At 61.4% G+C, this 12,087-nt stretch carries 10 protein-coding genes; 5 read left to right on the top strand and 5 right to left on the bottom strand.

Annotated elements, in window-relative coordinates:
- Window positions 1-49: 49 nt before the first annotated feature.
- The 3 genes from aguA to PSH90_RS01300 all read right to left on the bottom strand — a co-directional run bounded on the left by aguA (window position 50) and on the right by PSH90_RS01300 (window position 5,252).
- A complete protein-coding gene (aguA, locus tag PSH90_RS01310; RefSeq protein WP_150741769.1) occupies window positions 50-1,156 on the bottom strand; it encodes an agmatine deiminase in 1,107 nt (368 codons plus the stop codon).
- Complete coding sequence (gene aguB, locus PSH90_RS01305; RefSeq protein ID WP_073471536.1) at window positions 1,156-2,034, bottom strand: N-carbamoylputrescine amidase; 879 nt, start codon at window positions 2,032-2,034, stop codon at window positions 1,156-1,158. Before aguB ends, aguA begins: the two co-directional genes overlap by 1 nt.
- Window positions 2,035-2,339: 305 nt before the next feature.
- Window positions 2,340-5,252, bottom strand: a complete 2,913-nt coding sequence (locus PSH90_RS01300; protein WP_305381988.1) for an aminotransferase — start codon at window positions 5,250-5,252, stop codon at window positions 2,340-2,342.
- A 161-nt stretch (window positions 5,253-5,413) separates the two neighbouring features.
- On the opposite strand from PSH90_RS01300, the gene rfbC reads away from it, so the two are divergent.
- The 4 genes from rfbC to PSH90_RS01280 are packed head-to-tail and all read left to right on the top strand — an operon-like array spanning window position 5,414 to window position 9,641.
- Entirely contained in the window at window positions 5,414-5,959 is a 546-nt protein-coding gene (gene rfbC, locus PSH90_RS01295) for a dTDP-4-dehydrorhamnose 3,5-epimerase (RefSeq protein WP_258707453.1), read from the top strand.
- Between the two features lie 42 nt (window positions 5,960-6,001).
- On the top strand, window positions 6,002-7,810 hold the full coding sequence (locus tag PSH90_RS01290; RefSeq protein ID WP_150637936.1) for an ATP-binding protein: 1,809 nt from the start codon (window positions 6,002-6,004) through the stop codon (window positions 7,808-7,810).
- Entirely contained in the window at window positions 7,807-9,189 is a 1,383-nt protein-coding gene (locus PSH90_RS01285; RefSeq protein WP_305381986.1) for a sigma-54 dependent transcriptional regulator, read from the top strand. The genes PSH90_RS01290 and PSH90_RS01285 overlap by 4 nt, the downstream gene beginning before the upstream one ends.
- Complete coding sequence (locus tag PSH90_RS01280) at window positions 9,186-9,641, top strand: thioesterase domain-containing protein (RefSeq protein WP_095181089.1); 456 nt, start codon at window positions 9,186-9,188, stop codon at window positions 9,639-9,641. Before PSH90_RS01285 ends, PSH90_RS01280 begins: the two co-directional genes overlap by 4 nt.
- Before the next feature lie 203 nt (window positions 9,642-9,844).
- Here the strand turns inward: PSH90_RS01280 and cysQ are convergent, their stop codons facing one another.
- Together cysQ and nudE are read right to left on the bottom strand one after the other, a co-directional pair.
- On the bottom strand, window positions 9,845-10,672 hold the full coding sequence (gene cysQ, locus PSH90_RS01275; protein ID WP_252880129.1) for a 3'(2'),5'-bisphosphate nucleotidase CysQ: 828 nt from the start codon (window positions 10,670-10,672) through the stop codon (window positions 9,845-9,847).
- Window positions 10,673-10,679: 7 nt separating this feature from the next.
- Window positions 10,680-11,249, bottom strand: a complete 570-nt coding sequence (gene nudE, locus PSH90_RS01270; RefSeq protein WP_016772166.1) for an ADP compounds hydrolase NudE — start codon at window positions 11,247-11,249, stop codon at window positions 10,680-10,682.
- An 88-nt stretch (window positions 11,250-11,337) separates the two neighbouring features.
- Between nudE and yrfG the strand changes: the two genes are divergently transcribed.
- Window positions 11,338-12,000, top strand: coding sequence for a GMP/IMP nucleotidase (gene yrfG, locus PSH90_RS01265; protein WP_305381985.1), 663 nt, complete (start codon window positions 11,338-11,340; stop codon window positions 11,998-12,000).
- Window positions 12,001-12,087 lie beyond the last annotated feature (87 nt).

The following is a 12,087-nucleotide window of genomic DNA, read 5'->3' as shown; positions in this document are numbered from 1 at the left end:
ATCATTGCCTGGCTGATTTGTTAATCAACTCAAGCTGTTACGACTCAACTCACTCTTTGTGCGGCGCTGGCTGCTGTTGGGTAAGGCAGTGAATATTGCCGCCACCCAGTAACAGTTCACGGCCCGGCACCATCACCACTTCGTGCTGCGGGAACAGCTTCTGCAGGATTTCCCTGGCCGGGGCATCCATCGGGTCGTCGAAGCTCGGCGCGATGATGCCACCGTTGACGATCAGGAAGTTCACGTAGGAGCCGGCCAGGCGCACGGAAGGGTTGCGCTCCTGCGAACCGTCCACCGCATCGACGCCGGCACACTCTTCTTCGGTCGCGTACAGCGGCCCCGGAATCGGCATTTTGTGCACCGTGAACGGGCGGCCCTTGGCGTCGGTGCTGCTTTGCAGCACTTGCATCGCGGCCTGGCAGCGCGGGTAGTTCGGATCCTGCGGATCATCGGTCCACGCCAGCAGCACTTCGCCCGGACGCACGTAGCAGCAGAAGTTATCCACATGGCCGTCGGTTTCATCGTTGAACAAGCCATCCGGCAACCAGATGATCTTGTCCACAGACAGGTTGTCGCTGAGTACGGCTTCGATTTCTTCGCGGCTCAGGTGCGGGTTGCGATTGCGGTTGAGCAAGCATTCTTCGGTGGTGATCAGCGTGCCTTCGCCGTCGACATGAATCGAACCGCCTTCGAGCACGAAACCTTCGGTGCGGTAACGCGGGCTGCGCTCGATCTCGAGGATCTTGCCGCCGACCTGCGAATCACGGTTCCACGGTGCATACAGGCCGCCATCGAAACCGCCCCAGGCGTTGAAATCCCAGTTCACACCGCGCACTTCGCCATGGTTATTGATCACGAAGGTCGGGCCGCTGTCGCGAACCCAGGCATCGTCGCTGGACATTTCCACCACGCGGATATTCGGCACATCGAGGCGCGCGCGGGCGTTTTCGTATTGGCCGGCGGAGACGGCAACCGTGACCGGCTCGAAGCGGGCGATGGCTTTGGCCACTGTGGCGTGCGCGGCCTGCGCCGGTTTGCCGCCCAGACGCCAGTTGTCCGGGCGCTCGGGCCAGATCATCCAGGTCTGGGTCTGTGGCGCCCACTCGGCCGGCATGTAGAAGCCATCGGCGCGTGGGGTACTTTTCAATGTGGTCATCAGGACTCCAGGGAACCGTCGAGGGTTTTCAACGCGCCGTACAGATTCGGTCGGCGGTCGCGGAATGAACCCCACGCGCTGCGAATATGTTCCAGCTCGTCGAGGTTGAACGTGTGCACAAGAATACCTTCTTCGGTTTTATTCAGCTCCTGCACTTTTTCGCCGAACTGGTTGGCGATGAATGAAGAGCCATAGAAGGTGATGTCGTAGCCGTCCTGTTCTTCGTTGCCGATGCGGTTGCTGGCGATCAGCGGCATCAGGTTGGCGCCGGCATGGCCCTGCTGCACTCGCTGCCAGTGGTCGCGCGAAGAAATGGTCTTGTCGTGCGGCTCGCTGCCGATCGCGGTTGGATAAAAGAGAATTTCCGCGCCTTGCAGGGCCATGCTGCGCGCCGCTTCCGGGAACCACTGGTCCCAGCAGATGCCGACGCCGATTTTCGCGTAACGGGTATTCCACACCTTGAAGCCGGTGTCGCCCGGGTTGAAGTAATACTTTTCGTGATAGCCCGGGCCGTCGGGGATGTGGCTCTTGCGATAAATCCCGAGGTTGCTGCCGTCGGCGTCGATGATCGCGATGCTGTTGAAGCGTGCACGCCCGGCCAGTTCGTAGAAGCTGATCGGCAGCACCACTTGCAGCTCTTTGGCGATTTTCCGGAAATGCTTGATGGCGACGTTTTCTTCAACCGTCGTTGCCAGTTGCAGGTAATCCGGATTCGGCTTCTGGCAGAAATACGGCGCCTCGAACAGTTCCTGGATGAGGATGATCTGCGCGCCTTTGCCGGCGGCTTCTCGGACCAGTCTTTCAGCGGTTTCGAGGTTGGCTTCCAGGTCCCACGAACAGGCCATCTGCGTGGCGGCGACGGTAACGATACGGCTCATGAATCATCTCCGGGCTAGTGCTTTGACGGTCGAAAAATTCGACCGAAAAGAAAACGCGCGCACCGGACAAGAGATCACCATGCCGGAGCAATGGCGACTTTATAACCGATAAATATCGGCTTTAGAAGCTGCAAATAAGGAATCTCTCTGTTTGAACGCCAATTAAATCGATACAAATCGGACTTAAGACCGAAAACAGATGTGGGAGCGAGCCTGCTCGCGAATGCGCTGTATCAGTCACCGCATGTGGCGACTGATACGCAGCTTTCGCGAGCAGGCTCGCTCCCACAGGGGATGTGCCTTGCTTACAGTCCTTCGCTCAACACCCGATCCAGCATATCGACAAAGAAATCCACGCTTTGGCGCGACGTCACCATCGGTGGCTTGATCTTGAGAATGTTCAAGTCATCGCCCGTCGGCTGCATGAAGATCCCCAACTCGCGCAGGCGATCACACAGCAATGCAGTCTCGGCAGTTGCCGGTTCCAGCGTCTGCCGATTGCGGATCAGTTCCAGCCCGAGATAAAACCCGGAGCCGTGCACCGCGCCGACCAGCGGATGTTTATCGATTAACGCTTCCAGGCGCGCCTTGAAGTAACCGCCGACGACTTGGGCGTTCTCCCAGAGCTTTTCCTCTTCCATCACATCGAGCACCGCCATGCCGATCTGACAACTGACCGGACTGCCGCCCGCCGACGAGAAGAAATAGCCTTCGGCCTCCAGCGCCTCGGCGATTTCCCGGCGAGTGATCACCGCGCCAAGTGGCTGACCGTTACCCATGCCTTTGGCCATGGTGATGATGTCCGGCACTACGCCCTGCTCTTCGAAGCCCCAGAAAAAATGGCCCATGCGCCCATAACCGACCTGCACTTCGTCAGCGATGCACACCCCGCCCTGCGCGCGGACCTTTTCATACACCTGCGGCAAATAGCCCGGCGGTAAAGAAATACCCCCGGCATTACCGTAGACCGGCTCGCAGATGAAACCGGCCAGTTGCCGCTTTTGCTCGGCCAGTTTTTGCAGGTGATGTTCGACGCTGCGCACGTAATCCGGCGCCGAATCGGCGCCACGGAATTCGCCGCGATACGTGTTCGGCGCCGGCACTGGGTGCACCCAGTCCGGGCGACTTTCCAGCGCTTTCGGGTTGTCGGCAATCGACGTCGATACCGCATCGGCACCGATCGTCCAGCCGTGATACGCCTCGAGGACGCTGATCATGTCGCGCCCGCCGCTGTAGGCCCAGGCCAGACGAATCGCCAGGTCATTGGCCTCGCTGCCGCTGTTGACCAGAAACACACGATCCATGCCCTCCGGCGCCAGCTTCACCAAGCGCTCGGAAAACTCGGCGACCGCCGCGTAGTTGAAGCGCGAATTGGTATTGAGCAACGACCACTGCCGCGCCGCGACCGCCGCCATCCGAGGGTGACCGTGGCCGAGCACGGCGACGTTGTTGAGCATGTCCAGATAGGAGCGGCCCTGAATATCAATCAGGTGATTGCGCCAGCCGCGTTCAATGCGCGGCGGGTCAACGTAATAGTGTTTTTGCGTGCGGGCAAAACTGGCATCGCGGCGTTCGAGCAGGGTTTTCGCGTCCAGCTCAGGCTCGGCGTCGCAGGCCAGCCCGAGCAGCATCGCCGGTGACGGGCACAACGCCTGCCACGCCGATGCACGGGACGGCGTGCAGAACAGCGGCGCGTCGAGTTCTGCTTCTCGGCACAACTGCACAATCAGCGGCCCAGTGACTTCACCGAGTTTCTGGCCTCTATCCACTGCCACCCCATGTTCAAGAACAGGCGTCACGCCCCACAGGCGAACGCTGAACTGTGGGCCATCGAGTTGCAGCGCACCGTTTGCCGCTTGCTTCAGAATGCCGGCGAACGGTGCTTGCACTTCGGTTCCGGTCGGCACACGCAATTCGACATGCAACGGGAACGTATCCGGTTCAGTCGCACTGTCCGGGCGGGTACGTGACAAGCGGTACTGGCCATAACGCGTCGCCGCCAGCCCGTGCACCGCTGCGGCCTCTGTCAGCAAGCGCTGATCAATGCCCTGCTGCTCCCAATTGCCCGCCTCGAAGTGCGGGCTCAACACGCCCAGATCGATCAGCGCGAATTCGCGCCCGACCAATCCGGGCAGCAATGGCGCAAATTCCGGTTTTTCGACCTTCGGCACGGTCTGGCCCACGGCGCTGAGAATCGCCGCTTCCATCAGCGCCTGTGGCACCGATGTCGCGACGCGAAAGATTTCCCACTCGTGAATGAGATTGTCGCGGCTATACGTATTGGTGGGGTCGATGCTCACCTGTTGCTCGCCACTGAGCACCAGCACCGCCGCCCGGGCCACGATCAATGGCCACAGCGCTTGCAGTTCTGCGTACTGCAACGGATTGACCGCGTGATACGCCTGGACCGCCGGCAGGATGACAAACGGATCGCCATCGGCGTGATGCAGCAAAGCCGCACAGGTCACCGACAGATCGGTGATACGCCAGGTGCGCACCAGATCACCGAAGTCAATCACACCCTGCAACTGCCAATGCCGCTGGGCATCACGCGCCCAGACGACGTTGTCATCGGTGATGTCCATGTGAATCGCCTGCACCGGCAGTTTGTCCAGCAGCGGCTGCAAACGGCGCTCGGCCTGCTCGGCGGCAGCGCTGATCGCCGCACGCTGCTGCGCGTCGGTGATCACCGGCAACAGATGACTGATCAAAGTGTTGGCGTGACGCGCGTCCCACTGCAAGGTGCGTTCAAGACCCGGGTGATCGAAACCTGCCAAGGCCAGATCCATCTCGCCACAGAGTCGGCCAAACCCGGCGACCACGTCTTTGCCAAGATGATCGAAATCGGTCAATGGTTGGCCGTCGATGTACTCCAGCAAGCGCACATGCACCGTTTCGCCATTGGCTTGCAACGACAACAGATCGGCACCGTTATTGGCTGCGATGACGCGCGGCACCTTGATCGCCGAATGCTCGGCCAAGTATTTGAGCCCGGCGTGCTGGGCTTGCAGCTCCACAAGAGCGTAATCGCCACGACAGACTTTCAGCACGAAGCGTCCACGCTCGCTGTCGACGCGATAATTCAGATCCTGCTGGCTGCCCAGAGCCTGCAAAGTGCCGCCAAGTCCGTAATATTCGGCCAGCCATTGCAGCGCCTGCGCCTCTGAAACCTGCGGACCGGGCAAACTGGCGCGATGAATCAACGTGGCGAGCGGCATGAAACGACCCCTGAAATTTTATTAGGCGCTTATATCGCCATTGCCTTGGCGGTTACGCAACCCCCGGCTTCAATGAACGCTCCATTTCAAACCCAACACTCGCGCCCCGCAGCGCTTTGCGCAAGAATGTCGGCCGTTCACACCTGTCTATGGAAATCCTCATGAATGTCATTACCACCGATCTGCCCGGTGTTCTGATCATCGAACCCAAGGTGTTCGGCGACGAGCGCGGTTTTTTCTTCGAGAGTTTCAATGCCAAGGCGTTTCAGGACGCCACCGGTCTGAATCTGCAGTTTGTGCAGGACAACCATTCGCGCTCACAAAAAGGCGTGCTGCGTGGTCTGCATTACCAGTTGCAGAACACCCAGGGCAAACTGGTTCGCGTGACCGCGGGTGAAGTGCTTGATGTGGCGGTGGACATCCGTCGCAGCTCGCCGCATTTCGGCAAATCGGTGGCGGTGCGCCTGTCGGCGGAAAATCATCGTCAGCTATGGGTACCGGAAGGTTTCGCTCACGGTTTCGTGGTGCTGAGCGAGTTCGCCGAATTCCTCTACAAGACCACCAACTATTACGACCCGTCCTCCGAGCGCAGCATTCGCTGGGACGACCCGGCGCTGGGCATCGACTGGCAACTGGACGCAGCGCCGAAGCTGTCGGCAAAGGACCAGGCGGCTGCGCTGCTCAAGGACGCTGACGTCTTCGCCTGAGGCCGGGCATAATGCGCCTGTCCCTACAGGCGTATCCGGCACATGAAACCACCGCTTCCCCGCAGACCCCGCTGGCGCAGCCTCGCGCTGTTGGCCCTGTGCCTGGCGCCGCTGCTGTGGCCGCTGGAACATCTCGCCGAACGCTATTACCGCAGCGAACTCGCCGGACAGAATCGCCAGACCCTCGATCTCTACGTCGCCAACCTGCTCGGCACCCTGCATCGCTATGAAGTGTTGCCGCAGATTCTCGGCGATCTGCCGGCCCTGCGCGCGGTGCTCGGTGCGCCGGACGACGGCGTGACCCAAGGCAACGCCAATCGCCTGCTGAAAAACATCGCTGCGCAGACCGGCGCTGAAGTCATGTACCTGATGGACACCTCCGGCCAGACACTGGCGGCGTCGAACTGGGACAAACGCGACAGCTTCGTCGGCCGCAACTTCGCCTTCCGCCCGTATTTCAGTGAAGCCATGGCCGGGCGCCTCGGACGCTTCTTCGGCCTCGGCACCACCTCGGCCAAGCGCGGTTATTTCTTCGCTGCGGCTGTGCGCAGCGGCGAGAAAATCATCGGCGTGCTGGTGATCAAGGTTGACCTCGACCACACGGAAAGCCTGTGGGGCAAAACCCCGGAACAACTGCTGGTGACCGACCATAACGGCGTGGTCATCCTGACGTCGCGCCCGGAATGGCGTTTCCGCTCCACTCGCGAGTTGAGCGATGCCGAGCGCGCCGCGATCACTGCGATCCAGCCCTATCCGACCCGTGAACCCCGGCCGCTGAACCTGAGCCCTGACGCCTGGCTGACGCAGACCCACGACATCGCCGAGACCGGCTGGAGCGTGAGCATCCTCGCCCCGCGCACGCTGATTGATCGTCCGGTGCGCACGGTGGTCGCGATCGGCGGCGCCACACTGTTGGTGGTGATGCTGCTGGTGGGTTTGATGATGCAGCGTCGCCGGCACTATCTGGAGCGCATCGCCTTCGAAGCCAAGGCCCGCCGCGAACTGGAAGGCCGGGTGGCCGAACGTACCAGCGATCTGGAAGGCCTCAACCGGCGTTTGAAGCAGGAAGTGCTCGAGCGTGAGCAGGCGCAGCAGGAGCTGGTGCGCGCCCAGGACGATCTGGTCCAGGCCGGCAAACTGTCGGCGCTGGGGACTATGTCGGCGAGCATCAGTCACGAACTCAATCAGCCGCTGGCGGCGATTCGCAGCTATGCGGAAAACGCCGAAGTGCTGCTCGATCATCAGCGCACCGAGGACGCGCGCGGCAACCTCAAGCTGATCAGCGAACTGACCGGGCGCATGGCCTCGATCATCGCCCATTTGCGTGCCTTCGCTCGGCGCGATCGCCACGCACCGGAAAGCGTCGCTCTGCAACCGGCGCTGGACGATGCGCTGGCATTACTCGCCAAACGTCGGCGCAGCATGGAAGTCGAACTGATTCGCGACCTGCCCGCCGCGACGCTGTGGGTCGAGGCCGGCGAAACCCGATTGCGCCAGGTTCTCGGCAACCTGCTGGCCAACGCCCTCGATGCGCTCACCGAAAAAGGCCCGCCGCGCAAGCTGTGGCTGAGTGCCGAAGCCACCGCCGACGGCGTCAATCTGTACATTCGCGACAACGGCCCCGGGTTCTGCATGGAAGCTCTTGGCCGCGCCAGCGAGCCTTTTTACACCACCAAGACCCGCACCCAGGGTCTGGGTCTGGGACTGGCCATTTGTGAAACGCTGATGCGCGCCTTTGGTGGCGAGCTGTCGTTCGCCAACCACAAACAAGGCGGTGCCCTGATTACCCTGCGCCTGCGCGCCGGCGCGCCCGGAGTCAGCCTGCAACCGTCCGAGGATCGAAGTGCATGACCATCGACAATCGCATCCAGGTAGTGTTGATCGACGACGATCCGCACTTGCGCCAGGCTCTCGGTCAGACCCTGGACTTGGCCGGCCTGAAAATTCTGCCGCTGTCCGAAGCCAAGGGCCTCGCCGCACAGCTTGAGCGTGACTGGCCAGGTGTGGTGGTCAGCGACATTCGCATGCCGGGCATGGACGGCCTCGAGCTGCTCAGTGAATTGCACGCACAGGATCCCGAGTTGCCGGTGCTGCTGATCACTGGCCATGGCGACGTACCGCTGGCGGTGCAGGCGATGCGCGCCGGCGCTTACGACTTTCTGGAAAAACCCTTTGCCAGCGATGCACTGCTCGACAGCGTCCGTCGCGCCCTCGCGCTACGGCGGCTGGTGCTGGACAACCGCAGCCTGCGTCTGGCCTTGAGCGACCGCAACGAATTGAGCGCTCGGCTGGTCGGCCATTCGACGCCAATGCTGCGTCTGCGTGAACAGATCGGCGCGCTGGCGGCGACCAAGGCCGACGTGCTGATCCTCGGCGAAACCGGTGCCGGCAAAGAAGTCGTGGCCCGCGCGCTGCACGACTTGTCGAGCCGCCGCAACGGTCCGTTCGTAGCGATCAACGCCGGCGCCCTGGCGGAATCGGTGGTGGAAAGCGAACTGTTCGGTCACGAGCCCGGCGCCTTCACCGGGGCGCAGAAACGCCGCATCGGCAAATTCGAATTCGCCAACGGCGGCACGCTGTTTCTCGACGAAATCGAAAGCATGAGCATGGACGTGCAAGTGAAACTGCTGCGCATGCTGCAGGAGCGCGTTGTTGAACGCCTGGGTGGCAATCAGTTGATACCGCTGGACATCCGCGTCATCGCCGCGACCAAGGAAGACCTGCGCCAGGCGGCGGATCAGGGTCGCTTCCGCGCCGACTTGTATTACCGCCTCAACGTCGCGCCGCTGCGCATCCCGCCGCTGCGCGAAAGGGGCGAAGACGCATTGGTGCTGTTCCAGCATTACGCCGATGAAGCCAGCGCCCGCCATGGCTTGCCGCCCCATGAGCTGCAGCCGGCACACCGCGCCCTGCTGCTGCGCCACACCTGGCCGGGCAATGTACGTGAACTGCAAAATGCCGCCGAACGCTTCGCCCTCGGGCTTGAGCTGGCACTGGACCACAGCGCTGATGGCAGCGGCGGCGCGCCCGTAGAAGTGGTCAGCGGCGGCCTCAGTGAGCAAGTGGAAAACTTCGAGAAGTCGTTGATAGCCGCCGAACTGGCGCGCTCGCACAGCTCGGTGCGCAGCCTCGCCGAAGCTCTGGGTATTCCGCGCAAGACCCTGCATGACAAGCTGCGCAAACACGGTCTGAATTTCGGCGACAGCAGTCACGGGGAAGACAACGAATGAGCAGCGAAAGCGAATACCTGCAAACGGTGCTGCATCACGACATTCCGCTGACCGCCGAAATGGGCCTTGAGGTGCTTGAGTGGCGCGAGCAGCAACTGAGCCTGCACCTGCCCCTCGCGCCCAACGTCAATCACAAGAGCACCATGTTTGGCGGCAGCCTGTACTGCGCAGCGGTGCTGGCCGGTTGGGGCTGGTTGCATTTACGTTTGAAGGAAGAAGGGATTGCCGACGGACATATCGTCATTCAGGAAGGGCAGATCAGTTATCCGCTGCCGGTGACGGGAGACGCCGTGGCCATTTGCCCGGTGCCGGAGGCCGCGGTGTGGAAACGCTTTGTGGCGATGTATCGGCGATATGGACGGGCGCGGCTGACGCTGGATACGCGGATACTGAATGCGGGAAGTGAGGACGAGGCGGTGAGATTTACCGGGCAGTACGTTTTGCACCGTTGAAGATCAACAGCCCCTCACCCTAGCCCTCTCCCGAGGGAGAGGGAACCGATACGGGGATGCTACAGATTTACGTCGACCTGAAACTGCTTCGCCGAATCCACAATCGACTCGATTCTCCAGGTCGATGCATAGCGCCAGACAACTCGGTCGGCTCCCTCTCCTGGGGGAGAGGGCTGGGGTGAGGGGAATTGCGGATCAGGCAGTTAGCCTCGGGCCAACTCCAACAACCGTCCGCGCCACGCAGCCTTCGCCGGTAGCGCCAGAAAGAACTCGTTCAACAGCGATTCTCGCGGCGGATAACTGAACGCTTCACCCTTCAAATCCAGCACCTCGCCCCCCGCCCCTTCCAGCACGCCCTGCGCTGCCGCCGTGTCCCACTGCGAAGTCGGCGCCAGTCGCGGATAGCAATCAGCAGCACCTTCGGCCAACAGACAGAACTTCAAGGAACTGCCGATATTGGCCAGTTGCAACTCACCAAGACTGGCGCTCAACCCGGCCAGCAAACGCTCTTGCTCGGGACTGGAATGTCGACGGCTGGCGACCACGGTAAACGCCTCGCCCGGCGCAGGCACATCGCGCACCTGAATCGCCGTCGGCGTACCGCCCTCGTCGCCACGCCAAGCTCCAAGTCCGGCGCCGCCGACATAAAAACGACCGTTGGTCGGCATCGTCACCACACCAAACACCACCCGGCCATTTTCGATCAGCGCGATGTTGACAGTGAATTCTTCGCTACCGCTGATGAACTCCTTGGTACCGTCCAGCGGATCCACCAGCCACCAGCGCTGCCAACCGGCGCGAACACTTTGCGGGATGTCGGCGTCCTCTTCGGACAGCACCGGAATGCTCGGATCCAGCGCCATCAGCCCGGCAACGATAAGGTGATGGGCGGCCAGGTCGGCGGCCGTGACCGGCGAATCATCGGACTTGGCCGTGACTTCAACACCGGCGCGCCAGAACGGCAGAATCGCCTCGCCAGCCTGTAAAGCCAGCGCAACCACAGGTGCCATCAGCGGATGGGGAAAATTCATCGACGTCTCACTCATAGCTGAACACCCCGCGCTGGCTCAGCAGGTCGCGGGTCAGATACAGCGCAGCCAAGGCGCGGCCCTCGGAAAATTGCGGATTCTGCGCCAGTGCCGACAGTTCGCGCAGGTTGACCTTGTCGACCCGCATCGGCTCCGGCTCATCACCTTCCAGCCGCTCTTCATACAGGTCGGTGGCCAGCACCACCTGGATTTTCTGGCTCATGTAACCGGGCGACAGCGACAGCTCGGTCAGATGTTCCAGTTGACGCGCGCCATAACCGGCCTCTTCCTTGAGCTCCCGCTCAGCGGCCGCCAGCACGTCTTCGCCCGGCTCGATCAGGCCTTTGGGCAGAGACAGTTCGTACTCGTCGGTGCCGCCGCAGTATTCCTCGATCAACACTGCGTGTTCGGCATCAAGCATCGCGACGATCATCACCGCGCCGTAGCCCGCACCCTTGCCGACCAGACGCTCGTAAGTGCGCTCCACGCCATTGGAAAATCGCAGCTTGAGTTCTTCGACGCGAAACAGGCGACTGGTGGCGACGATCTCGCGGGCGAGTACGGTGGGTTTCTGGCGCATGCAAAGCTCCTTGGCGTGAACGCGCTACTATAACGCGGCTTTCCCGATTGTTTGCGTCGGATATCCTTTCACCGTTCGAGACGTTGCCATGCCTTCTTTACCGTGGTCCGACATCGATACCGTTCTGCTCGACATGGACGGCACGCTGCTGGATCTGCACTTCGACAACCATTTCTGGCTCGAACACCTGCCCCAACGCTACGCCGAACTGCACGGCATCAGCCGGGCCATGGCCGAGCTGGAATTGCAGCCGTTGTTCGAGCGCCACGCTGGCCAGTTGCAGTGGTACTGCCTGGATTTCTGGAGCGCAGAACTGAAATTGTCGGTGCGTGAACTGAAACAGGAAACTGCCCACTTGATCGCCCTGCGCACCGATGCCGATACCTTTCTCGGCGCAATCAAACGCGCCGGCAAACGGGTGATCATGATCACCAATGCGCACCGCGATTCGCTGTCGTTGAAACTGGAACGGATTGAACTGGCAGCGTACTTCGAGCGGCTGATCAGTTCGCATGACTATGGTTATCCCAAGGAGAACCCGCAGTTCTGGGAAGCCTTGCAGGCGGACATCGGTTTTGACCCGGCGCGCAGCCTGTTTATCGACGACACCTTGCCGATCCTGCGCAGTGCGCGGGATTTTGGCGTGGCGCACTTGCTGGCGGTGAAAGAACCGGACAGCCGCAAAGGGCCGAAGGACACGGCGGAGTTTGCCGCAGTCGAGGATTACCGCGATTTGATTGCAGGGCTTTGACCCCTGTAGGAGCTGCCGCAGGCTGCGATCTTTTGATTTGATTTTTTTAAAGTCCAAGTCAAAAGATCGCAGCCTTCGGCAGCTCCT

Origin of the sequence: Pseudomonas sp. FP1762 (assembly GCF_030687105.1) — a bacterium.
Classification (GTDB): domain Bacteria; phylum Pseudomonadota; class Gammaproteobacteria; order Pseudomonadales; family Pseudomonadaceae; genus Aquipseudomonas; species Aquipseudomonas siliginis.
This window is presented reverse-complemented; position numbering and strand designations above follow the sequence as displayed.